The sequence below is a fragment of the Kitasatospora sp. NPDC004745 genome (assembly GCF_042873275.1).
Classification (GTDB): Bacteria; Actinomycetota; Actinomycetes; order Streptomycetales; family Streptomycetaceae; genus Kitasatospora.
Genome location: NZ_JBIALK010000007.1, coordinates 49569 through 71473, shown reverse-complemented (window position 1 = coordinate 71473; position 21905 = coordinate 49569). Strand labels below are relative to the sequence as shown.

Sequence of the window (21905 nt, the reverse complement as noted above, 5' to 3'; positions counted from 1 at the left end):
GTCCTTCCGCTAGGTCTGCTGGGCCCGTCGGGCCCTCGCCCCGGCCGCTCCGGCCAGGTCCGCCCGCAGTCTCCCCGCGATGTGGCGGATCAGCCGGTCCAGGTCCGCGCAGTACACGGACGGGTGAGTGAAGCCCCCGCCGGCGCCCCCTGCCGCACCCCCTCCGACGCCCACTGCCGCACCGCCCGCGCCGCCGCCCCCGCCCGCGCCGCCGCCCCCGGCCGCACCGCCGCCGCCCCCGGCCGCGTACCGGTGCGCGTAGAGCCCCCCGCCGCAGACCCGGGCCAGCGGGCAGCCGGCGCAGACCGGGCCGAGCCCGGCGAGCCCCCGCTGACGGGCCCGGAACGCCGGGTGCGCCGCCGCCTCGGTGAAGCCGTGCCGCCGGACGTCCAGGCCCGTCCCGGCGGCCCCGTCGAAGGCCACCTTGAGGCTGTCCGCCTGCTCGATCGTGCCGTCCGCCTCGACCACGACGAGGTCGACCGGCGCCAGGCCGACCGCCTCGCTGGCCGCCCGGCCGCCGAGCAGCAGCACGGCCAGTTCCTCGAACAGCCGCACGCCGGTCTCCCGCCGGGGGGCGCCGTACCAGCGGTCGAAGGCCGCGATCAGCCACTCCCCGTAGGGCGCGGGCTCCGTGCCGGAGGGCGGCGCGGAGGGCGGCTCCCGCCGCACCCCGGCCGGCTGGGCGGCCCAGGTCGCGTGCGGCAGCAGCAGGTCGAGCCGGGGCGGCGCGAACTCCAGCAGCGCCTCGTAGGTGGCCACCGGGTCGGCCCGCAGGTCGACGACGCAGAGCAGTCCGGCGAACAGCTCCCGGTGCTCGGCCGAGCCGAGCAGCCGCACCGCCTCGGCCGTGCGGTCCCAGCTGCCCCGGCCGGAGGGCAGCAGCCGGTGCCGGTCGTGGTCGGCCCGGGTCCCGTCGAGCGACACCCCGACCGCGACCCGGTACCGGTGCAGCACGTCGAGCAGCGCGGGCTCGTCCAGCAGCCGCAGCCCGTTGGTCTGCAGGCTGAACCGGATCCGCGGCCCGGCCGCGGCCAACTCCCCCAGCAGGGCGTCCAGGTGGCCCGCGCCGACGAGCAGCGGCTCGCCGCCGTGCAGCACCACGGCGACCTCGTCGAGCCCGTGCTCGGCCGCGTGCTCGGCGATCCGCCGGGCGGCCCGGCGGACCGTCGGCAGCGCCATCCGCCGCGGCCGGTCGCGCCAACCCTGGTCCGCGGCCTCGTACATGTAGCAGTAGTCGCAGGCCAGGTTGCACCGGCTGTGGATCTTCAGCAGGAACTGCCGGAACGGCACCATGCGGGTGAGCCTAGGTCCTCTCCCCCGGATTCGCCGGATCCGGCGGGGATCCGCACGAGGGGGCCCGGCGCCGGGCCCCCGGCACCGGACCGGCCGTCACACGTGCGGGGGTTCGACGTCGGAGTCGAGCCGGTGCCCGGCCTTCACCGCCACCGTCGTCGGGTGCTCCTCCCCGAGGGTCACCCGGGCCCGGCGGATGCAGTCCGCGCGCAGCTCGGCGGCCCGTTCGGTCAGCCCGACCGCGGCCAGGGACAACGAGAGGTTGGAGTTGATCCCGATGGAGTCGTAGTGGTCGGGGCCGAGGGTCGCCGTCATCAGCGGTGCCGCCTCCTGCTCCACGGCGAGGGCCGCCTCGGTCTCCCCGGCCAGGGCGAGGTCGTTGGCGTGGTTCATCATCGCGATCGGGATGTAGAGGTGGTGGTCGCCGAGGACGGTGCGGAACTGCGCCAGGGTCCGCCCGGACAGCTCGCGGGCCTCGGTGGCCCGGCCGGCCAGCCGCAGGTAGACCGAGAGGTTGTTGGCGCCGGCGAGCGTCACCGGGTGGTTCTCGCCCAGGTAGTCGCGGTAGCGGGCGAGGGCCCGTTCGGCGAGCGGGATGGCCCGGTCGGTGTCGCCGAGGGCGTTGAGGTCGCTGGCCAGGTTGGTGGCGGCGGCGAGGGTGTCGGGGTGTTCGGCGCCGTTGATGTCCAGGTAGCGCTGGTAGATGTCCTCGTCGATCTCCAGGGCCTCGTTGTAGCGGCCGGCCCGGCGCAGTGCCACCGCGAGGTTCTTGCGGGCGCGCAGGGTGTCGGTGTGGGCGTCGCCGATGGTCTGCTGGTAGATCCGGACGGTCTCCTCCAGCAGGTCCAGCGCCTCCCGGAGCCGGCCGGTCTCGCGCAGGTCGCGGGCGTAGTTGCTGGCCGAGGAGAGGGCGTAGAGGCTGTGCGCGCCGAGGGCGTCGCGCTGCTGGAGGTAGTTGCTGCGGTGGCGTTCGAGGGCGGCCCGGCGGTCGCCGGCCAGGTAGTCGGAGACGGCCAGGTTGTTGGTGATCATCAGGGTGCGCGGGTGGTCCGGGCCGAGGGTGCGCCGGGCGGCGTCCAGGGTGCGCCGGTCCAGCGCCCGGGCCTCGTCGTAGCGGCCGAGGAAGCGCAGGTCGGCGCCGAGGCTGTTGGCGACGGCGAGGGTGTGCGAGTGCTCGGGGCCGAGGGTGGCGGTGAACCGCTCCAGGATGTCGCGGTCCATCTCGTACGCCTCCTGGAGGGCGCCCTGGGAGCGGCGGATGTTGCTCAGCTGGGTCCGCAGCATGAGGGTCTGGGCGTCGTTGTCGGCGTCGAAGCCGGGGCCGCCGTAGCCGTCCCGGCGCCAGTGCTCGAGGGTGCGTTCGGCGAGCTCCCGGCCGGACTCGTGCAGGCTGCGCTTCCACTGGTAGCGGACCGAGTCGATGATCCACTGCCGGACGTCCTCGTCGGCGCTGTCGACGGCGCCGGACGGCCAGAGGTGGGGCAGGAGTTCGGCGTACTCGGACCAGTTGGCGGGGACGTCCGGGTCGCCGGGGTTGGCGGTGGCCAGCGCGGCGTGCACGACGGCGCGCAGTTCGGCCCGGCGCTCCTCCTCGACCTGGTCCCGGAGCACCGCCTGGACCAGCCGGTGCACGGTGATGGTCTCGCTGCCCTGGTCGGTGCGGGCGAGCCCGAACCGGTTGATGGCGCGCAGGAACTCGCCGATCGCGAGCTTGTCGCGGGGCGCGCGCGGGGGCAGCCGCAGGGCCCGGGTGACGGCCCGGCTGTAGAGCAGCCGCATCGGGATGGCGTCGGGCCCGAAGAAGGCGCAGATCTCCAGGATCTGGGCGGCCGGGGCGTTCATCCGGCGCAGTTCCTCGACCGAGATGCGCCAGGTCGCGGCGGCGGAGTGCGGGTAGTCGGCGGTGCGCAGCCGGGTGCGCTCGAGCATCTCGGTGAGCTCTTCGTCGAGCAGTTCCAGGTAGGTGGCGATCGGCATCGACGTCTCCTGGAGCCAGACCGCGGCCTGGCCGACGGCGAGCGGCAGGTCGCCGAGCCGCTGCGCGACTTGGTCGGCGTCCTCCGGGGAGAGGCCGCCGTTGAAGCGGCGCAGCAGCCGGACGCTCTCCTCGCGGAGGAAGACGTCGACCTCGACGAGACCGGCGTGCCGGGCCCAGCCCTGGTTGCGGGAGGTGATCAGCACGTGCCCGCCGGAGGAACCGGCCGGCTGCCAGGGCGCGAGCTCCTCCGGGGTGCCGGCGTTGTCGAAGACGAGCAGCCAGCGCCGGTAGGGGTGGCCGCGGCGCAGCGCGTCGAGCACCGCCGCCGCGGTGTGGGCGACGTCGTCGCTGCTCGGCACGCCGAGCCGGGGGGCGAGTTCGGCGAGCTTCTGCGGGATGTTGGCGGGCTCCTCGGCGGGCACCCACCAGACCACGTCGTAGGCGGCCTTGAAGCGGTGCGCGTACTCCGCGGCGATCTGCGACTTGCCGGCGCCGCCGAAGCCGTAGAGGACCTGGCTGAGCACCGCGGCGGGGCCGCCGGTGAAGCGGTTGCGGAGGAGTTCGAGCAGCTTGCCGCGGCCGATGAAGGAGGCGTTGCGCGAAGGCGCCTCCTGGACCTGCGGGGCGGTCCCGGGGAAGCGGGCGGGGGCGGCGAACTCACCGCTGTCGGAGTCGCCCTGGCGGGTGCCGCCGGGGGGCGGGCCGAGCTCGCCGTAGAGCTGGGACTCGGCGGCCACGGCCGAGGAGCGGACCAGGTCGGGCGCGGCCTGGCCGACGAACGGGCGGGGCACCGGCTCGTCCGAGTCCTGCAGTCGCAGGGCGACCAGCGCCGGTGAGCCGGAGGCGAGTTCGCGTCCGTTCAGCAGCTGCCAGACCTCGGTGGCGCGGGCGAGCGCGGTGTACTCGGGCGAGAGCAGGGCGAGCAGCCGGCCCTGGCCGTCGAGCGGCCCGGTGACCTCCGGCGGCCGGTTGCCGGTGTACGGATCGGCCGCGTTGTGCAGCGAGGCCTGGTAGCCGAAGCGGGTGAGGGTGCCGGCCGCCCACTCGGCCCACATCCGGTCCTCGGGCGCGTAGCTGACGAACACCTGGCGGGGCACCGCGCGGGCGGAGCGCAGGTAGGCGCCGTAGAGCCGGCGGCGGGTCTCGGAGGTGAGCGGTCGCAGGGTGCGGACCCGCCCGTCGGTGATCCACCCGGCCAGCCGTTCGAAGGCGTTGAGCAGGCTGCGGGCCTCCTGCGGGCGGTCGGCGACGGTGGCGGGCACCTCCTCGTAGGCGTAGAAGGGCTTGTACGGCACCTCGACGTCGGCCCAGTAGCCGGCCCGCCGGTCGGCGCTCAGCCAGCGGCCGAGGTAGGGCGCGAAGGACTCCCGGGCGTAGTCGCGGCCGGCCTCCAGACGCTCCTGCTCGGCGTCCTCGACCCGCATCGGCACCGGCAGGACCCGGATGGCCCGTTCCTCGGCCTCGGCGATGGCGCGGGCGGCGTCGACGCCGCCGCGGATGTTCTGGGCGCTGAAGGTGAAGCAGTCGACGACGGTGTCGGGCATCAGGACGGTGCAGATGCCGGAGGTGTCGCTGACGCCGGTGCGGCTGTCGATGAGCACGTAGTCGTAGCCGCGCGCCCAGCGTTCGCGCAGTTCGCGCAGGAACTCGCCGCCGCGGATGTCCCGGCCGTGGTAGAAGCTGCGCCAGTTGAAGCTGGTGACGGCGGCGGCGTAGGCGGCGTTCTGCCGGCCTGCGGGCAGGAAGTCGAGCCGCCCGCCCGGGGGCAGGTCGAGGGCGAGGCCGCAGATGTAGCCGTCCAGCCGGCCGGGTTCGTCCAGCCAGGCCGCCGGGGGCAGGCCGGTCGGTCCGAGGGCGGAGGGCAGGGCCTGCCGGACGTAGGAGCGCAGCAGGTCGATCAGGCCCTCGGTGGAGTGCAGTTCGGGGTCGACCAGCAGCGGGTGGTAGTAGCGGTGGAGGCCGGGCGCCTCCAGGTCCCAGTCGACGACCAGCACCCGCAGGCCCCGGCTGGCGAGGATCCAGCCGACGTTGGCCAGGGCCATGGTCCGGCCGGTGCCGCCCTTGAAGGAGTAGAACGTGACGACCGATCCCGGTCCGCCGCGCTCCCGCTCTGCACCGGGCTCAGTGATCATCGTCCTGGTCTCCCCTCAGCGGCTCCGCCTCGTCCTGGTTGCGGCGCGGTCTGGGCACGTCGTCCCGGCCCGGGAGCGGGTCGGGTCGGGCGATCGGGTCGTGGCGCGGGCCCCGCGGGGCGGGCGGGGCGGACAGCCCGGGCATCGCCGGGCCGCTCCCGCCGTCGGGGCCGAGGCCGAACGCGGCTCCGCCGCCATCGTCCTCCCAATCGAAGTTGTCGTCCATGAGCTTGTTCTGGGCGACCGTCACCATGATGGTGAGGTCGGTGTCGAAACTCTCCCGGTTCACTTTGACCCGGAACAAGTGCTCCGGGTCGCTCCGGCGCAGCCAGTTGCGGCGGAACACGCCGCGCACGCCGGCCCACAGCGCGTCGTGCTCCGGCCCGTCGCCCGGGTCGCCGCTGCCGTCGGGGACCATCACGCCGGTGACCGGGTGGTTGTGGTCGTCGTACTCGCGCAGCGCGGAGCGGTAGCGGTCGGCGGCGGCCACCCACGGGTCCACCAGCAGGACGCTGACCTGGCTGTCCTCACGGGCCTGGTCGAGCTGCTCGCCGAGGCCGGCGCCGATCTCCTCCAGGGTGGTGGTGTGCCCGGCCGCGGTGATCACCTGCTGGGCGCGAGCGGCCAGGGAGGGCCGGACGGGCGGGTGGTAGGGCGCCCAGTGCCAGGGCTTGGCCCCGTACCAGCCGCCGGCGTACGAGCCGCCCGCGGCGGCGTCGGAGGCCTGGCCGGCGGCGATGAAGAGCCGGACCATCCCGGGGCTGGGCGCCGGCTCGATGGGGGCGGGCCCGGGGAAGTAGCCGCGCACGGCGCCGAGGTCGAAGTCGGCGAGTTCGGTGAGCCGCCGCGCGGCCGCGGCCCGGACGCGTTCGGCGACCACCCGGACGACCTGGAGGTAGGCGTCGCCCTGCGGCCCGGTGCGCAGCAGGGCGCGCAGCCCGTAGCGGGCGTAGGCCTCGCCCATGTCCGGCTGGGCCCACTGGATCTTGGTGACCTCCTCGGCCAGCTCCCCGGGCGCGACGGGCTCCCAGAGCACCGGGACGAGGGCCGGGATCAGCTCGCCGTGCTCCTCCTGGTGGCGCCGGACCCTGCCGCGGAAGGCGGTCCACTCCTTGCCGCAGTAGAGGCTGGCGAAGTAGGCGGGGGAGTAGAGCGCGACCATGGTCCGGCTGCGGCCGAGCATCCGGGCCAGCTGCTGGGCCCACTCGTCGCCGAGGCGCAGCTGTTCGGTGTCGCGGTAGGCGATCTCGTCGGCCCGGGCGGCCGACTCGATCCGGCCGAGTTCGTCCCTCAGGTCGTTGAAGAACTGGTCGACGAAGGCGTCCTCGGCCTCGTAGTCGCGACGCGCGTAGCTGAAGAAGAAGTAGGGCTTCCGCTGGTCCTGCTGATGCTCCGACACCTTTTCCCCCCGGGCCCGACGGTGCCTCGACGGCGCTGGTTTGATACCCAGCATGTCGTGAACTCCACCAACCTCGCGGGAAGTTGTCGAACTCCGCGGGCCACCTGGGGTTTAACCGGCGGTCAGCCGCCGGTCGGGTCAGCGGTCGAGGGCCGACTGGAAGGCGGCGAGCGGCTCGGCGCCGGGGGTCAGGGCGTCCGCGACCACCCGGCGCAGCAGGTCGCCGAGGACGGTCTCGGGCAGGGCGTCGAGTTCGTCGAGCGGCAGGGCGGCGACGTCGACCAGGTCCGAGCCGAGTCCAGCGGCGGTTTCCGTACCGGTGACGCCCATCAGTCCCTCACTCGATCGTGCCGGCACAGCGGGCTGCCGGCCGGAAGAGCCTCGACCCGGGCACCGCGCGACGGGCAGCACATTGTTACACATCGGGCATGACGGGTCATCAGTTCCGTGGTGACGCCGCGCGCCGGGAGCGCCGGACGGGCCGGGGCGCCGGGATGCGGGATGCAAGATGCGGGATGCGGGATGGGCCGGACGGGCCGGACGAGCCGGGGCGCCGACGGACCGGGAGGTCGCCCTACGGGCAGAGCCGCTCGACCCGCCACCCGGTGGGGGCCGTCGGCTCGGCGAGGTAGCGCAGTCTGTCGTGCAGCCGGTTCTCCCGGCCCTGCCAGAACTCGACGCTCTCCGGCACCACCCGGTATCCGCCCCAGAACGGCGGCACCGGCACGCCCTCGCCCTCCGGGTAGCGGCGCTCCAGTTCGGCGTAGCGCTGTTCGAGGACCTCGCGGCTGCCGACCGGGCTGGACTGCTCGCTGGCCCAGGCGCCGAGCTGGGAGCCGTGCGGCCGGGTGCGGAAGTAGGCGGCGGTCTCGTCCCGCCCGACCTTCTCCACCCGGCCCTGGACGATCACCTGGCGGGCCAGCGCGACCCACGGGAAGAGCAGTGCGGCGTGCGGGTTGGCGGCGAGCTCGGCGCCCTTGCGGGAGCCGTAGTTGGTGAAGAACACGAAGCCGCGCAGGTCGTACCCCTTGAGCAGGACGGTGCGCGAGCTGGGCCGCCCCGCGGCGTCGGCGGTGGAGAGCACCATGGCGTTGGGCTCGACCAGTCCGGCGTCGTCGGCCTCGTGGAACCAGCGGGTGAACTGGCCGATCGGCTCTGGCGCGAGCTGCTCCTCGACCAGGCCCTCGTGGGTGTAGTGCTTGCGCATCACGGTGAGGTCCGGGCCGGGGCGGGCCTCGTCGGCCAGGATCCGGGTGGCGGGGCTCTGGGGCGTCGACTGGGCGCGTTCCGGGGTCTGCACGTCAACATCATCCCGTACGACAAGCAACCGGCACCGCTACCTCCGGACAAACCGCGGTGGGAGATAAGGTGTCTCGCCACCGCTTGACCGCCCGTCGTACGGTGAATTGTCCGGAACCAGACGTTTGGCTCCGGAGATTTCCCGGGCACGACCGACCCTCGGCGGAAAAGTCAAGCGGGCCCATGGGCAACATCACCGCGGTGGTGTATGGCGCAATGCACCCCGTGCCTGTCACTCTGGCACCGAGTGCCAACCACCATTCGGTCACTGGCGTGCCCGCCCCACCACGGCGGAGCGCCGATCGCAGAACTGAAGGAGCCGTCGCATGTCCGACTTCGTACCCGGACTTGAGGGAGTCGTCGCGTTCGAGAGCGAGATCGCCGAACCCGACCGTGAAGGCGGCGCCCTGCGGTACCGCGGTGTCGACATCGACGACCTGGTGGGTCACGTCTCCTTCGGCCACGTCTGGGGCCTGCTGGTGGACGGCAAGTTCAACCCCGGCCTGCCGGCCGCCGAGCCCTTCCCGATCCCCGTCCACTCCGGTGACATCCGGGTCGACGTGCAGTCCGCGCTCGCCATGCTCGCCCCGGTCTGGGGCCTCAAGCCGCTGCTGGACATCTCCGCCGAGCAGGCCCGCGACGACCTCGCCCGGGCCGCCGTGATGGCACTGTCGTACGTGGCCCAGTCGGCCCGCGGCCAGGGCCTGCCGATGGTCCCGCAGAGCGAGATCGACAAGGCCGAGACGGTCGTCGAGCGCTTCATGATCCGCTGGCGGGGCGAGCCGGACCCGAAGCACGTCAAGGCCATCGACGCCTACTGGACGTCCGCCGCCGAGCACGGCATGAACGCCTCCACCTTCACCGCCCGCGTCATCGCCTCCACCGGCGCCGACGTCGCGGCCGCCCTGTCCGGTGCGGTCGGCGCGATGTCCGGCCCGCTGCACGGCGGTGCGCCGTCCCGCGTGCTCGGCATGATCGAGGAGATCGAGCGCACCGGCGACGCCACCGCCTGGGTCAAGAACGCGCTGGACCGCGGCGAGCGCCTGATGGGCTTCGGCCACCGCGTCTACCGCGCCGAGGACCCGCGCGCCCGCGTGCTGCGCCGCACCGCCAAGGAGCTCGGCGCGCCGCGCTTCGAGGTCGCCGAGGCGCTGGAGAAGGCCGCGCTGGAGGAGCTGCACAACCGCCGCCCGGACCGCGTGCTGGCCACCAACGTCGAGTTCTGGGCCGCCATCATGCTGGACTTCGCCGAGGTCCCGGCGCACATGTTCACCTCGATGTTCACCTGCGCGCGCACCGCCGGCTGGTCGGCGCACATCCTGGAGCAGAAGCGCACGGGCCGGCTCGTGCGCCCCGCCGCGCGCTACATCGGCCCCGGCCCGCGCCGCCCCGAGGAGATCGAGGGCTGGGGCGCCATCGCCCACTGAGTCGACCGGCCGCACACCGGTCGACCGCCTGCGCACCGCCTCTGAACAGCGGGTCCGGCCTCCGCCGGGCCCGCTGTCCGCACGTCGGGGGGCAGCGAAGATCACAATCTCAGGAGGCGGACGACCGTACCCCGGGCCGGTTCCCGGCCGGTAGGCTGCGCGCGTGGCTCAGATCCAGATCCCCGCTGACATCAAGCCCGCAGACGGCCGTTTCGGCTGCGGACCGTCCAAGGTGCGCCCCGAGGCCCTGAGTGCCCTCGCCGCCACCCAGACCTCGCTGCTCGGCACCTCCCACCGCCAGGCCCCGGTCAAGAACCTGGTCAAGCGCGTGCGCGAGGGCGTGAGCAGCCTCTTCTCGCTCCCCGAGGACTACCAGGTCGTCCTCGGCAACGGCGGCTCCACCGCCTTCTGGGACATCGCCGCCTTCGGCCTGGTGCGGGAGAAGTCCCAGCACCTGGACTTCGGCGAGTTCTCCTCCAAGTTCGCCTCCTCGGTGAAGGCCGCGCCCTGGCTCGCCGAGCCGACCGTGATCAAGACCGCCCCGGGCACCCACCCGCTGCCGGTCGCCGAGGCCGGCGTGGACGTCTACGGCCTCACCCACAACGAGACCTCGACCGGCGTCGCGATGCCGATCAAGCGCCCGGTGGGCACCGACGAGGGCTCGCTCGTCCTGGTGGACGCCACCTCGGGCGCCGGCGGCCTGCCGGTGGACATCACCGAGACCGACGTCTACTACTTCGCGCCGCAGAAGTCCTTCGCCTCCGAGGGCGGCCTCTGGCTGGCCGCGTTCTCCCCGGCCGCCCTGGAGCGCGCCGCCGAGATCGCCGGCTCCGGCCGCTACATCCCGCCGTTCTTCGACCTGCCGACGGCCATCGACAACTCGTCGAAGGACCAGACGTACAACACCCCGGCGATCGCCACCCTGTTCCTGCTGGCCGACCAGCTGGAGTGGCTGAACGGCAACGGCGGGCTGGACTGGGCCGTCGCCCGGACGGCCGACTCCTCGTCCCGGCTGTACTCGTGGGCCGAGAAGTCCTCCTACGCCACCCCGTTCGTGGCCAACCCGGCCGAGCGCTCCCAGGTGGTCGGCACCATCGACTTCGACGAGTCGGTGGACGCCGCCGCGGTCGCCAAGGCACTGCGTGCCAACGGCATCGTGGACACCGAGCCGTACCGCAAGCTCGGCCGCAACCAGCTGCGCATCGCGATGTTCCCGGCCATCGACCCGGCCGACGTCGAGGCGCTCACCGCCTGCATCGACCACGTGGTCGAGCAGCTCTGACGGGCTCCACGCACGGCTGAGGGCCACCGCCCGGCGGGCGGTGGCCCTCAGCCGTCCCCGGGCGGCCCCGGGGGCGTCCGGGGGCGCCCTAGCGGCCGGACAGCGAGCTGATCAGCACGACGACCAGCAGCAGCACCAGGGTGCCGGTCACGATACGCATACGAGTCTTGGGATCCACGGTCAACGAGGGTACCTCCGGCCCACACCCGTCCGGACGCCGAGGCCGGTCCGCTCCCCCGCCGCCGGGCCCGCGGAGCGCCGCCGGGCCCGCCCGCGGGGCGGTTCAGCACCAGTCCGCCAGCGGCCAGGAGCGCAGCGTGGTGTAGCGCGCCCCGCCGCCGTCCGGGTCGCTGCGCACCAGGTGCAGTTCGGCGGCCTCCCACTCCGGCCCCCGGTAGTCGGCCAGCACGGCCGCCAGGGCGTCCAGCTCGGCCGCCGTGACCCGCTGGACGGCCCGCCGGTGGCCGCGCGAGGAGCCCGCCCGGGCCAGGGTCAGGTGCGGGTGGAAGGCCTCGGCACCGGCCGCCCCGGCCACCTCGGCGACGGCCCCGGACACGGCCTCCGCGAGCCGGCCCAGCGCCCTGGCCTGCCCCTCCACCCCGACCCAGAGCACCCGGTCGCCGAACCGGCCCGCCCCGGACAGCCGCAGCCGGTGCACCGGGTGGACCTCGGCGACCCCGGCCAGGCCGGCCTCCAGCTCCGGCACCCGCTCGGGCGCCACCTCGCCGAGGAACGCCAGGGTCAGGTGCCACCCGTCGACGGCGGTCCAGCGCAGCCGGTCCGCCCCCGGCAGCCCGCGCAGCGGCTCGACCGCGGCGGCGAGCCCCCGCAGCGCCCGGTCCGGCGGGTGCACCGCCACGAACAGCCTCATGCCGCCATCCTCCCCCGCGCCGCCGCGCCCCCGCTTTCCCGCGGGAGGCCGTCCGGGTTAGAACGTCCCATGACCGATTCCCTTGGCGTGACGATCCGCACCGGCGGCCCCGACGACATCCCGGACGTGCTCGCCCTGCTCGACGGCGCCGTCGCCTGGCTGGCCGGCCAGGGCCGCACCGGCCAGTGGGGCGACCAGCCCTTCAGCACCGTCCCGGCCCGGGCCGGGCACGTCGCCCGGTACGGCGCGGAGCCGTTCCTGATCCGGCTCGCCGTGGACGGCGAGGGCCGCACGGTCGGCTCCTGCGTGCTCTCCGAGGAGCGCGGGCCGCACGTCCCGCCGGCGGACGAGCCCGAGCTGTTCATCCGCAACCTGGTCACCGACCGCAGCCGCAAGGGCTCGGGGATCGGCGCCGCGCTGATCGCCGACGCCGTGGCGCAGGCCCGCCGGCGCGGCCTCGGCCTGCTGCGGGTGGACTGCTACGCGGGCGCGGACCGCAAGCTGGTCGGCCGCTACCGCGCGCTCGGCTTCACCGAGACCGAGGGCTTCGAGGTCGCGCAGGGGGACGGCGTCTGGCCCGGCCAGGTCCTCGCCATCCGGCTGTGACCGCGGGGCCCCGGGGGCACTCCCCCGGGGCCCGGCGGCCCGTCAGCAGGCGGCGGCCAGCTGGGACTTGCTGGTGGTGCCGGTGCGCGGCACGAAGGCCACCACCCGCCCGCCGCGGCCCGGGTGCAGGTCGAGGCGCAGCCGCAGGTCGGCGCTGCGGGCGAGCACCAGTCCGACCACGCCGGCGGCCAGCGCGGACACCAGTCCGCAGGCCAGCAGGCCCAGCCGGGGCCCGTACGAGGCGGTCACCCAGCCGACGACCGGGGCGCCGATCGGCGTGCCACCGGTGAAGACCAGCACCAGCAGCCCCATCACCCGGCCGCGCATCGCCGGGTCGGTGCCCAGCTGCAGCGCGGAGTTGACGGAGGTGTTGAAGCTGAGCCCGAACACCCCGATCAGGGTGAGCAGCACCGCGAAGGTCCAGTAGTCGGGCGCGAACGCGGCGACCACCTCCAGCGTGCCGAAGGCCAGCGCGGCCCCCACCAGCCGGCGCAGCCGGGGTGCGCCGCGGCGGGCCGCGAGCAGCGCGCCGGCCAGCGAACCGACCGCCATCGCGGTGTTCAGCAGGCCGTACTGCCCGGCGCCCACCTTGAAGGTGTCGTGGGCGAAACCGGAGAGCAGCGTCGGGAAGTTGAAGCCGAAGGTGCCGATGAAGCCGGCCAGGACCATCGGCCAGAGCAGCTCTGGCCGCTCCTTCACGTACCGCAGCCCCTCCTTCAACTGCCCCTTCTCACGCGCGATCGGCGCGGTCGGGCGCAGTTCGGACTCGCGCATGGCGAGCAGCCCGCCGATCACGGCGGCGAAGGACAGCGCGTTGACGGCGAACGCCCAGCCGCTGCCGACCGCGGCGATCAGCAGGCCCGCCACGGCGGGGCCGACCAGGCGCGCGGTCTGGAAGTTGGCGGCGTTCAGGCTGACCGCGTTGGAGAGGTCCTTGGGGCCGACCATCTCGGAGACGAAGGCCTGCCGGGTCGGGTTGTCGACCACGGTGACCAGGCCGAGCAGCAGCGCGAAGGCGTACACGTAGTACGGCGTCACGACGCCGCCGATGGTCAGGACGGCCAGGCCGGCGGCGAGCAGGCCCATCGCGCCCTGGGTGTAGACCAGCAGCCGGCGCTTGGGCATCCGGTCGGCGAGCACGCCGCCGAACAGGCCGAGCAGCAGCATCGGCAGGAACTGCATGGCGGTGGTGATGCCGACGGCGAGCGGGCTGCCGGTGAGGCTGAGCACCAGCCAGTCCTGGGCGATCCGCTGCATCCAGGTGCCGGTGTTGGACACCACCTGGCCGGCGAAGTAGTAGCGGTAGTTGCGGACGCGCAGGGAGGAGAACATCCCCCCGGGCCGGGTGAAGCGGGCTCCGGTGGGGGACGTGGCCGCGTGGCTGCGGCCGGGAGCGGCGGGGTCGTCCGCCGCGGTGCGTTCGTCGGGGTCGTCGTCGCCGCTGCCGGGCAGCCCCGTGGGGGCGGGTGCCTGGAGGTCGGCGGCCGCGGCACCGGCCGCGGTGGGGTCGGTGGTCACGTCGTCGGTGCGGACGGCGGCGGCGCTGGCTGCGGCCGGCGGTGTCAAGGTGGTCTCCCCTCGCGGCGCGGCGGCCCTGGCGAAGGCCGTCGCGCTCCTGGTTTCGGTGGTCGGTCCTGCGGTGATGCGGTGCTCCTTCTTCTTCCGGCCGGCTCGCCGGAGTGGGTGTGCCTAGAGGTGTGCGAGCTTGTAGAGCACGGGCGCGGCCTCGCGGAGGACGGCCCATTCCTCCTCGTCGAGCCCTTCGGCGAGCTCGGCGAGCCAGACATTGCGCCGGCGGCGGCTCTCCGCGAGGATCGCCTCCGCCTGCTCGGTGCTGCTGACGACCACCTGGCGGCGGTCCTCGGGGTGCGGCTCGCGCCGCACCAGCCCCTTCTCCTCCAGCATCGCGACGATCCTGGTCATCGACGGGGGCTGCACGTGCTCCTTCCGGGCGAGCTCACCCGGTGTGGCCTTCCCGCACCGGGCGAGGGTGCCCAGCACCCCCATCTCGGTGGGGCTCAGCGACTCCTCCACCCTCTGGTGTTTGAGTCGACGGGAGAGGCGCATCGTGGACGACCGCAGCTGGTTGACCGCTGCGAGGTCCTGCTCGGACATCTCGGGCATGTCCTTAGCCTATCTCATTACTCTCGCTAAGGAAAATTGGTTCCCGCCCGCCCCGCCCGCCCCGGCGGCCCCGGTACCCGACACCGCCGCACGCACCGCGGCACCCCCCACCCGGCGGCCCCGCGCCACCCTCTCCCGCACGCACCGCCGCGCCGGAAGATCGCCCCGGTGCGATGCTGGTCGTAGGCCACGATCCGACGCGCCGCCGGGTGCCCGCTCCCCCTTCCGCAAGGGCCGACACCACTCCCAGAAGGGCCGACCACACATGTCCGACCTCGCCACCGAGCAGAACGACACCGGCTTCGCCCGGCTCGCCATGGTCACCATCGACTGCGCCGACCCGGTCGCGCTGGCCGCGTTCTACGGCGAGCTGCTCGGCTGGGAGACCCGGCACTCGGACGAGCACTTCGCGATCCTGGACAACCCCGAGGGCGGCAGCCCGCTCGGCTTCGGCCGGGTCACCGACTACCGCCCGGAGCCGTGGACGGAGCCGGACGGCAGCAAGCACTTCCACCTCGACTTCTACGTGGACGACCTCGACGAGGCCACCGCGAAGGCGCTGGAGCTCGGCGCGACCGAGCCGACGTACCAGCACGGCCGGACGCTCAAGGTGCTGATCGACCCGGCCGGCCACCCGTTCGGGCTAGCCCCCCTGGAGTAACGCACCAACCGGCCCGGGGGCCGTGCGCAGGCGGTGTCAGGGCTTGGTGCCAAGATCATGCAGACCGCGTAAAGGGCCATCCTGACCTGGGATTTCACGAAAACCCCGAACATTGTGCCGCCGCCGGGCAGTGGCTACTGTCCCCGTTGTCAGGGGCACCACACGCCCAGGTCTCCCCACGGCGGAGCCCTCGTCCTCCCGCGCCCACCCGCGCGTTCCACCGGCCGACCCGTTCCGGCCCACCGCCTCCGCCCGAGCCCTGGCGCCCGCATCCCCTCATCCCTCCAGGGAGCTCTCTTGGGTGAGATCCACCATGCCGACCACGGCTGGGTGACACCGGCGGTCTCGTACTTCATCGCCTGCGTGGGCGCCTTCGTCGCGCTGCGCAGCGCCCGTTGGGCCCTCGTCTCGCAGGGCCGCACCCGCGCGGTCTGGCTGCTCTTCGCCTCCAGCTCGCTCGGGGCCGGCATCTGGTCCATGCACTTCATCGCGATGCTCGGCTTCTCCGTCAGCGGGGTCGAGATCCGCTACCGGCCCGGGCTCACCGTGCTTAGCCTCGTGGTCGCCGTCGCCGTCGTCGGCGTCGGGCTGTTCACCGTCGGGTACAGCCGCAGGCCCGTCCTGTCGCTGCTGGCCGGCGGCCTGACCACCGGACTCGGCGTCGCCGCCATGCACTACCTGGGCATGGCGGCGATGGTCCTGCCCGGCCACCTCGGCTACGACCACGTCACCGTCGGACTCTCCGTCGGGATCGCGGTGTTCGCCGCGACGGCGGCGCTCTGGGCCGCCCTGAACATCCGCGGCACGCTCGCCGTCCTGGCGGCCGCGCCGGTGATGGGCGTGGCGGTCTGCGCGATGCACTACACCGGCATGGCGGCGCTCTCGGTGCGACTGGACCCGGCGCAGTCCGTCCAGAGCGGGGTGATGGCGCTCCAGTTCATCTTCCCGCTGGGCGTCGGGCTCGGCTGCTACGTCTTCTTCGGCTCGCTGGCCTTCGCGGTCTCCCCCAGCCGCGCCTCCTCGCAGCCCCTGCTGGCCGGACCGGCGGCCCCGCTGGTGCCGCGGCAGCGGCGGCCGCTGAACCGGGTCGGCGCCCAGCGCTGAACCCCCGGCGCGGCGGCGCCCGGCCGGGTCCCCCACCCCGGCCGGGCGCCGCCGCGCGATGACCCCGGCTACTCCGGACGGCCGAGCAGTCCGGTCAGGTGCGCCGGCGTGGCCACCGGGCAGACCTTGTGCACGAAGTCCCGCCGCAGCGCGTGGTACGGCTCGCCGGCCCGGTAGAAGTTGGCGTGCATCCGCCGCAGTTCCTCCGCCCGGTACTCGGCCAGCGGCTTCGCCTCCTCGTCGGCGGCCCGGCGGCGCTTCTTCTCCACCAGTCGCCCGGCGAGCTCGGGCGAGCCGCCGAGCCGGGCGGCCTCGCGGGCCACCCAGCGGCGGAAGGCCGCGGCGTCCCCGCCGCGGGTGCGGTCCACCAGCCCGATCCGGCGGGCCTGTTCGGCGCCGACCGGCAGCGCCTCCGTGGTGAGCCGCTCGGCCCGCTCGGCGCCGACCCGGGCGGGCAGGGTGTACGTCCAGTACTCGGAGCCGTACAGGCCCATCAGCCGGTAGTGCGGGTTGAGCACCGCCGACTCCCGGCACCACACCTCGTCCGCGGCGAGCGCCAGCATCAGGCCGCCGGCCGCCGCGTTCCCGGCCAGTGCGGCGACGGTGAGCTTGTCGGTGGTGGTGAGGACCGCGTGGACGAGGTCGTCCATCGCGTTGATGTTCTCCCAGGACTCCAGCGCCGGGAAGGACGCGCCCTCGATGACGTTGAGGTGGATCCCGTTGGAGTAGAAGTCCCGGGGCGCGCCGAGCACCAGCACCGAGGTGGGCCGGTCGGCCGCCTCCACGTAGGCGGCGAGCAGCCGGCGGCACTGCCCGGTGTCCATCGCACCGCCGGCGTGGGCGAACTCCAGGAAGCCGACGTCGCCCTCCTCGCGGTAGCGCAGCTCCGACCAGGTGTCCCGGCGGGCCGCCGACGACGGGCTCACCGGCACCTCGCGGACCCGGTGCAGCCGGTCGGCGAGCACCGTCGCGGCCGGCAGCTTGAAGGTGGCCGGGCCGCCGGGGGTGCGGCGCGGGCGCAGCTGCGGGATCCACACCGCGCCGTCCGTGGTGGCCCGGCAGATCGCGCCGTCGCGGGTGGCGAGCACGGCGCCGGGCACCGGGCCGCGCAGCTCGTCCTCGGGGTGGCCGCCGTGCAGGAAGTACTCGCGGCCGTACAGCTCGTCGAGCACACCGGGCTGGGAGTCGGCGGCCCGCAGCTTGCGCAGCACCGTCGCGGTGTCGTCCGCGGCCCAGTCGATCCGCCGGTCCCCCTGCCGGAGCGGCGGCCGCAGCCTCCCGTGGACGTCCGGCCGGCCGTAGTCGAGCGGTTCGGGGGTGAACAGCCCGCCCTGGAAGCGCTGGACGGCGAGCAGGACGGCCTCGACGGCGGCGTCGGCGACCTCGCCGCGGTACAGCTCGCTCTTGCCGCAGGCGGTGACGGGGAACTCGACGGACGCCCAGACGTCACCGGCGTCCATCTCCTCGACGGCCTGCAGGACGGTCACGCCCCAGCGCTCCGCCCCCTCGGTGATCGCCCAGTCGAGCGAGGAGGGGCCGCGGTCGCCCTGCGGGCCGGGGTGCACGATCAGGACGGTCCGGGTGGACCAGATGTCCTCCGGCACGGCCTTGGTGAGCATCGGGCAGACGATGAGCTCGGGGTCGGTGTCGGCCACCGCCGCCCGCATCCGCTCCTCGTCGAGGGCGAGTCGGACGGCCACCCGGTGGCCGCGCTCGCGCAGCTCGGTGTGGACGCGCTGGGTCAGGCTGTTGAACGCGCTGGTGATCAGGAGAATGCGCAAGAAGGGCCTCCGGGCAGGACTGGGGGTCGCGCGGAGGCGATGAAACCAGGGCATGGACACGTAATGATTACGTTCCGCGGCTCCCCGCCCGACCCTCACGCACCCCGCACACCTGTGCCCCCGGGATGGTCCCTGCTTCGCCGGATCTCCCCAGCCCCTCCCCCGAGTTGACGCCTCCCGGCTACCTCGGGAACGCCCGGCGGGCCCGCCAGGTGGTGTGCTCGCGGGACACCGCGTCCTCCGCCTCGGCGGCCAGCCGGGCCCAGCGCGCCTCGGCGTCCGGCGCCCGCAGGTCGAGGTCGGAGAGCTGGTTGCCGACGTTCTCCAGCTCGCGCGCGGCCAGCTGGTAGGCGGCGGCCAGCGGGCGCAGCTGCTTGAGCTGCGTCCAGGCGATGACGGCGGCCGCCGCGGCCGAACTGGCCCCGAACACGTGCACCTGGAGGGCTCCGGTCGCCTGGGCGATGGCCGCCGCCGCACCGATGATGATCAGCGCGGCGATGCCCAGCCCCCAGGACACCGCCTGCGTCTCGCACGCCTCGGCCCGGGCGCGGTACCAGGTGCGCTGCCCCTCCACCCGGGTGCGCAGGTAGAGCGTGCGGCGGGCGGTCAGGCTCCCGGCCCGCACCCGCCGCATCTCCTCGGTGATCTCCGGGACGGAGCCGGGCGGCACGATCTCCGAGTCCTCGAAGGCCCGCAGCACGTCCTCGAGCTGGAGCAGGTAGCCGCGGTCGACGTCCGCGGAGTCCGCCCCGCCGTCGAACGGCCGGGCCCGGACGGTGTACTTCCAGGCCAGCGTCTTGACCGACTCGGCCGCCGCCCTGGCCTCGTACCACCGGCCCTGCGGGTTGCCGCGGCGCAGCCGCGACCAGAAGTAGCCGGCGACCAGGAAGGCGGCCACCGAGAACAGTGGCGTGATGTCGCTGTCGCCCTTGTGGTCCGGGCCGGGGAACGAGCCGATCACGGCCGCGATCACCAGCATCGCGATCAGTCCGCGGTACCAGCGCAGCGTCTCGCGCTGGCCGTCCAGCGAAGCCTTGTCCGCCGTCCAGAACAGGTCCGGCAGCAGCTTCGCCTCGTCCCCCCCGGGCGGATCCTGTTGCACCATCGGTCGCGTCCCCTCCCCGTGTCCGTCCAGGCAGTATTCCCACCGCCAACTGCCCTCAACAGTCGCCTTTTTGACATTGTGCGAGCCGGTCGTTGCCCGCGCCCCGCGACACCGGTAGAACCGGTTACATGCCGCTGCACTGGAAGCTCGTCATCGACTGCGCCGACCCGAACCGGCTCGCCGCCTTCTGGGCCGCCGCCCTCGACTACGCCCTCGAGGAGCACACCGCCCTGATCACCCGGCTGCTCGACGCCGGGGCCGTCGCCCCGGACGCCGTCACCGAGGTCGACGGCCACCCCGCCTGGCGCTCCCTCGCCGCCGTCCGCCACCCCGACGACCCGTACGACCCCGCGACCGGCACCGGTCTCGGCCGCCGCGTGCTCTTCCAGGCCGTCCCCGAGCCCAAGCAGGGCAAGAACCGCCTCCACCTCGACGTCCACCCGGGCCAGGGCGAGCGCGCGTCCACCGTCGCCCGTCTGAGCGCGCTCGGCGCCACCGTCCTGCGCGACGTCGAGGAACCGGGCGGCGCCTGGACGGTCATGGCCGACATCGAGGGCAACGAGTTCTGCGTGCACTGACCCGGCCACCCGCCCCGGCGGGAAGTCAGTCGGCGGATCCGGCCGGCACGACCCAGCGAGCGGGCTGCCCGGTGATCGACGCGATCATGTCGTAGTCGCCGTCGTAGTGCAGCACCGTGACCCCGTGCCGCTCGGCCGTGGCGGCGATCAGCATGTCGGCCATCGACAGGGCGCGGTGGTGGCCCCGGAACAGCGCACGACGCTGGACGTCCTTCGCCCGGTCCCAGACCTCGTCGGTGCACGGCAGGTAGTCGAAACCCCTGAGCAGGTGGCTCAGCCGGTCCGCCTCCGCCGCGCTCCGGGCGCTGTGCAGCACCTCCATCTCGACCGCCGCGCTGACCGCCAGGAGCGCGCGCTGCGAGAGGTCGTCGAGAACCGGCCGCACCGTCGGCTTCCCCCAGCGCGCCAGGGCCGACTTGTCGATCAGGTAGCGCTCCCGGGTCACGCCGCAGCCGACTCGCCCGGCTCGGCGAGGAGGTCGAACTCCCCACTGGCGATGGCGTCGGCGAGCTCTATCCGGCGGGCCAGCTTCACGGCCTCCAGCAGCGCCGCATTGACCGTGGCGACCTTGGTGGTCGTGCCGAACAGGCGCTGCGCCTCGGCCAGGAGGTCGTCGTCGAGGTCGATCACCGTACGCGTCATGGCCGTTCCTCCCTGGGGCGACAACAGAAAAACGATATCAGCCGCGGCGCCTTCGCGATATCGAACGGCCCCGCGCTCCACGGGGAGCACGGGGCCGCGGGCGTACCGGAGCCGTCAGAGCAGGCCGAGCGCCGGCATCAGGTAGTAGAAGGCGAACACCGCCGCGACCGCGTACATCGGGACGGGCACGCTGCGGCCCCGGCCGGCCGCCAGCCGCAGGATGCAGAAGGCGATGAACCCGAAGCCAATGCCGTTGGTGATCGAGTAGGTGAAGGGCATCATCACGATGGTCAGGAAGGCCGGGATCGCGATGGTGTAGTCCGCCCAGTCGATCTCCTGGACGGAGTTCGCCAGGATCAGGAAGCCGACGGTGACCAGGGCCGGGGTGGCGGCCTGGGCCGGGACCATGGTGGCGAGCGGGGTGAGGAAGAGCGCCACCGCGAACAGCAGGCCGGTGACGATCGAGGCGAAGCCGGTGCGGGCGCCCTCGCCGACTCCGGCGGTGGACTCGACAAAGCAGGTGTTGGCGGAGGAGGAGGTGGCGCCGCCGGCCGCGGTGGCGATGCCGTCGACCATCAGGATCCGGTTGATGCCCGGCAGGTCGCCCTTCTCGTCGAGCAGGTGCGCCTCGTCGGCGACGCCGAGGATGGTGCCCATCGCGTCGAAGAAGCAGGACATCAGCACGGTGAAGACGAACAGCACGCCGGTCAGCACGCCGACCTTGCCGAAGCCTCCGAACAGGCTGACCTGGCCGACCAGGCCGAAGTCCGGGGCGGCGACCGGGTTGCCGGGCCAGGCCGGGACGGTCAGGCCCCAGCTGAGCGCCGGGACGTCCGCGAACTTGTCGATCACCACGGCGAGCACGGTGCTCGCGACGATGCTGATCAGGATCGCGCCGGGCACCTTGCGGACGACCAGCACCAGGGTGAGCACCAGGCCGAACACGAAGACCAGCACCGGCCAGCCGAGCAGGTGGCCGGTGGCGCCGAGCTGCAGCGGGACGGTGGTGTGCGCGGCGTCCGGGATGCGGCTGACGAAGCCGGAGTCGACCAGCCCGACGAGGGTGATGAACAGGCCGATGCCGATCGCGATGGCCTTGCGCAGGCCGAGCGGCACCGCGTTCATGACCCGCTCGCGCAGACCGGTGGCGACCAGCAGCATGATCGCGAAGCCGGCCAGCACGACCATGCCCATGGCGTCCGGCCAGGTCATCCTGGGGGCGAGCTGGAGCGCCACGATGGTGTTGACGCCGAGGCCGGCGGCCAGTCCGATCGGGACGTTGCCGATCACGCCCATCAGCAGGGTGGTGAGGGCGGCGGTGAGGGCGGTGGCGGTGACCAGCTGGGCGCTGTCCAGGTGGGCCCCGGTCATGTCCGTGGCGCTGGCCAGGATGATCGGGTTGAGCACCAGGATGTAGGCCATGGTGAAGAAGGTGGCCACGCCGCCGCGGATCTCCCGCGGCAGGGTGGAGCCGCGCTCGCTGATCCGGAAGAAGCGGTCCAGGACGCCGGTGGGGGGATTCGGCGTGCTGGAGGAGGGGTCGGGCGACTCGGTGGCCGGCTGGACCACAGGCATGCGTGCGTCCTCTGTGGGGGAGCTGAGGAGGGGGAGAACGCCCGTGGC

At 73.8% G+C, this 21905-nt stretch carries 19 protein-coding genes; 6 read left to right on the top strand and 13 right to left on the bottom strand.

Annotated elements, in window-relative coordinates; genetic code table 11:
* Nucleotides 1–9: 9 nt before the first annotated feature.
* The 5 genes from ACFYUY_RS15155 to pdxH all read right to left on the bottom strand — a co-directional run bounded on the left by ACFYUY_RS15155 (nucleotide 10) and on the right by pdxH (nucleotide 8009).
* Nucleotides 10–1293 (bottom strand): FxsB family cyclophane-forming radical SAM/SPASM peptide maturase, encoded by a 1284-nt coding sequence (locus tag ACFYUY_RS15155; protein WP_387900828.1) that lies wholly within the window; start codon nucleotides 1291–1293, stop codon nucleotides 10–12.
* 96 nt (nucleotides 1294–1389) lie between these two features.
* A complete protein-coding gene (gene fxsT / locus ACFYUY_RS15150) occupies nucleotides 1390–5403 on the bottom strand; it encodes an FxSxx-COOH system tetratricopeptide repeat protein (RefSeq protein ID WP_387900826.1) in 4014 nt (1337 codons plus the stop codon).
* On the bottom strand, nucleotides 5393–6802 hold the full coding sequence (locus ACFYUY_RS15145) for a TIR-like protein FxsC (protein WP_360212554.1): 1410 nt from the start codon (nucleotides 6800–6802) through the stop codon (nucleotides 5393–5395). The genes fxsT and ACFYUY_RS15145 overlap by 11 nt, the downstream gene beginning before the upstream one ends.
* A gap of 138 nt (nucleotides 6803–6940) precedes the next feature.
* Complete coding sequence (gene fxsA / locus ACFYUY_RS15140; RefSeq protein ID WP_360212556.1) at nucleotides 6941–7132, bottom strand: FxSxx-COOH cyclophane-containing RiPP peptide; 192 nt, start codon at nucleotides 7130–7132, stop codon at nucleotides 6941–6943.
* Between the two features lie 244 nt (nucleotides 7133–7376).
* Complete coding sequence (gene pdxH, locus ACFYUY_RS15135; RefSeq protein ID WP_360212660.1) at nucleotides 7377–8009, bottom strand: pyridoxamine 5'-phosphate oxidase; 633 nt, start codon at nucleotides 8007–8009, stop codon at nucleotides 7377–7379.
* Between the two features lie 418 nt (nucleotides 8010–8427).
* Between pdxH and ACFYUY_RS15130 the strand changes: the two genes are divergently transcribed.
* Together ACFYUY_RS15130 and serC are read left to right on the top strand one after the other, a co-directional pair.
* Entirely contained in the window at nucleotides 8428–9528 is a 1101-nt protein-coding gene (locus tag ACFYUY_RS15130; protein ID WP_360212558.1) for a citrate synthase 2, read from the top strand.
* A 163-nt stretch (nucleotides 9529–9691) separates the two neighbouring features.
* Nucleotides 9692–10810, top strand: coding sequence for a phosphoserine transaminase (serC, locus tag ACFYUY_RS15125; RefSeq protein ID WP_360212560.1), 1119 nt, complete (start codon nucleotides 9692–9694; stop codon nucleotides 10808–10810).
* A 283-nt stretch (nucleotides 10811–11093) separates the two neighbouring features.
* On the opposite strand, the gene thpR is transcribed toward serC, so the two are convergent.
* Nucleotides 11094–11681, bottom strand: coding sequence for an RNA 2',3'-cyclic phosphodiesterase (gene thpR / locus ACFYUY_RS15120; protein WP_360212562.1), 588 nt, complete (start codon nucleotides 11679–11681; stop codon nucleotides 11094–11096).
* 69 nt (nucleotides 11682–11750) lie between these two features.
* Here thpR and ACFYUY_RS15115 point away from each other — a divergent pair, with 69 nt between their 5' ends.
* A complete protein-coding gene (locus ACFYUY_RS15115; RefSeq protein WP_360212564.1) occupies nucleotides 11751–12287 on the top strand; it encodes a GNAT family N-acetyltransferase in 537 nt (178 codons plus the stop codon).
* Between the two features lie 42 nt (nucleotides 12288–12329).
* On the opposite strand, the gene ACFYUY_RS15110 is transcribed toward ACFYUY_RS15115, so the two are convergent.
* Together ACFYUY_RS15110 and ACFYUY_RS15105 are read right to left on the bottom strand one after the other, a co-directional pair.
* A complete protein-coding gene (locus tag ACFYUY_RS15110; RefSeq protein WP_360212662.1) occupies nucleotides 12330–13619 on the bottom strand; it encodes an MFS transporter in 1290 nt (429 codons plus the stop codon).
* A gap of 357 nt (nucleotides 13620–13976) precedes the next feature.
* Nucleotides 13977–14411: a MarR family transcriptional regulator gene (locus ACFYUY_RS15105; RefSeq protein ID WP_360212566.1), complete on the bottom strand. Its 435-nt coding sequence runs from the start codon at nucleotides 14409–14411 to the stop codon at nucleotides 13977–13979.
* Nucleotides 14412–14676: 265 nt separating this feature from the next.
* Between ACFYUY_RS15105 and ACFYUY_RS15100 the strand changes: the two genes are divergently transcribed.
* Together ACFYUY_RS15100 and ACFYUY_RS15095 are read left to right on the top strand one after the other, a co-directional pair.
* The gene (locus ACFYUY_RS15100) at nucleotides 14677–15072 is read left to right on the top strand and encodes a VOC family protein (RefSeq protein ID WP_387900822.1); all 396 of its coding nucleotides are present in this window, start codon (nucleotides 14677–14679) and stop codon (nucleotides 15070–15072) included.
* Nucleotides 15073–15369: 297 nt separating this feature from the next.
* Nucleotides 15370–16176, top strand: coding sequence for an MHYT domain-containing protein (locus tag ACFYUY_RS15095; RefSeq protein WP_360212570.1), 807 nt, complete (start codon nucleotides 15370–15372; stop codon nucleotides 16174–16176).
* A 68-nt stretch (nucleotides 16177–16244) separates the two neighbouring features.
* Here the strand turns inward: ACFYUY_RS15095 and ACFYUY_RS15090 are convergent, their stop codons facing one another.
* Both ACFYUY_RS15090 and ACFYUY_RS15085 read right to left on the bottom strand, forming a co-directional pair.
* Nucleotides 16245–17957 (bottom strand): hydrogenase maturation protein, encoded by a 1713-nt coding sequence (locus tag ACFYUY_RS15090; protein WP_387900820.1) that lies wholly within the window; start codon nucleotides 17955–17957, stop codon nucleotides 16245–16247.
* Between the two features lie 181 nt (nucleotides 17958–18138).
* Nucleotides 18139–19062: a DUF4231 domain-containing protein gene (locus tag ACFYUY_RS15085; RefSeq protein WP_387900818.1), complete on the bottom strand. Its 924-nt coding sequence runs from the start codon at nucleotides 19060–19062 to the stop codon at nucleotides 18139–18141.
* 128 nt (nucleotides 19063–19190) lie between these two features.
* Between ACFYUY_RS15085 and ACFYUY_RS15080 the strand changes: the two genes are divergently transcribed.
* The gene (locus ACFYUY_RS15080) at nucleotides 19191–19640 is read left to right on the top strand and encodes a VOC family protein (protein ID WP_360212576.1); all 450 of its coding nucleotides are present in this window, start codon (nucleotides 19191–19193) and stop codon (nucleotides 19638–19640) included.
* A gap of 25 nt (nucleotides 19641–19665) precedes the next feature.
* Here ACFYUY_RS15080 and ACFYUY_RS15075 read toward each other — a convergent pair whose 3' ends face one another.
* The 3 genes from ACFYUY_RS15075 to ACFYUY_RS15065 all read right to left on the bottom strand — a co-directional run bounded on the left by ACFYUY_RS15075 (nucleotide 19666) and on the right by ACFYUY_RS15065 (nucleotide 21857).
* Nucleotides 19666–20085, bottom strand: a complete 420-nt coding sequence (locus tag ACFYUY_RS15075) for a PIN domain nuclease (RefSeq protein WP_360212578.1) — start codon at nucleotides 20083–20085, stop codon at nucleotides 19666–19668.
* Complete coding sequence (locus tag ACFYUY_RS15070) at nucleotides 20082–20282, bottom strand: type II toxin-antitoxin system VapB family antitoxin (RefSeq protein ID WP_360212580.1); 201 nt, start codon at nucleotides 20280–20282, stop codon at nucleotides 20082–20084. The genes ACFYUY_RS15075 and ACFYUY_RS15070 overlap by 4 nt, the downstream gene beginning before the upstream one ends.
* Nucleotides 20283–20396: 114 nt before the next feature.
* Nucleotides 20397–21857: an NCS2 family permease gene (locus ACFYUY_RS15065; RefSeq protein ID WP_387900815.1), complete on the bottom strand. Its 1461-nt coding sequence runs from the start codon at nucleotides 21855–21857 to the stop codon at nucleotides 20397–20399.
* Nucleotides 21858–21905: the final 48 nt, after the last annotated feature.

Coding starts and splice junctions, on each gene's coding strand:
- fxsA (WP_360212556.1), bottom strand. CDS start 7,132: ATGGGCGTCACCGGTACGGAAACCGCCGCTGGACTCGGCTCGGACCTG.
- ACFYUY_RS15155 (WP_387900828.1), bottom strand. CDS start 1,293: ATGGTGCCGTTCCGGCAGTTCCTGCTGAAGATCCACAGCCGGTGCAAC.
- ACFYUY_RS15115 (WP_360212564.1), top strand. CDS start 11,751: ATGACCGATTCCCTTGGCGTGACGATCCGCACCGGCGGCCCCGACGAC.
- ACFYUY_RS15105 (WP_360212566.1), bottom strand. CDS start 14,411: ATGCCCGAGATGTCCGAGCAGGACCTCGCAGCGGTCAACCAGCTGCGG.
- ACFYUY_RS15130 (WP_360212558.1), top strand. CDS start 8,428: ATGTCCGACTTCGTACCCGGACTTGAGGGAGTCGTCGCGTTCGAGAGC.
- ACFYUY_RS15070 (WP_360212580.1), bottom strand. CDS start 20,282: ATGACGCGTACGGTGATCGACCTCGACGACGACCTCCTGGCCGAGGCG.
- thpR (WP_360212562.1), bottom strand. CDS start 11,681: ATGAGGCTGTTCGTGGCGGTGCACCCGCCGGACCGGGCGCTGCGGGGG.
- ACFYUY_RS15065 (WP_387900815.1), bottom strand. CDS start 21,857: ATGCCTGTGGTCCAGCCGGCCACCGAGTCGCCCGACCCCTCCTCCAGC.
- fxsT (WP_387900826.1), bottom strand. CDS start 5,403: ATGATCACTGAGCCCGGTGCAGAGCGGGAGCGCGGCGGACCGGGATCG.
- pdxH (WP_360212660.1), bottom strand. CDS start 8,009: ATGCGCAAGCACTACACCCACGAGGGCCTGGTCGAGGAGCAGCTCGCG.
- ACFYUY_RS15085 (WP_387900818.1), bottom strand. CDS start 19,062: ATGGTGCAACAGGATCCGCCCGGGGGGGACGAGGCGAAGCTGCTGCCG.
- ACFYUY_RS15100 (WP_387900822.1), top strand. CDS start 14,677: ATGTCCGACCTCGCCACCGAGCAGAACGACACCGGCTTCGCCCGGCTC.
- ACFYUY_RS15110 (WP_360212662.1), bottom strand. CDS start 13,619: ATGTTCTCCTCCCTGCGCGTCCGCAACTACCGCTACTACTTCGCCGGC.
- ACFYUY_RS15080 (WP_360212576.1), top strand. CDS start 19,191: ATGCCGCTGCACTGGAAGCTCGTCATCGACTGCGCCGACCCGAACCGG.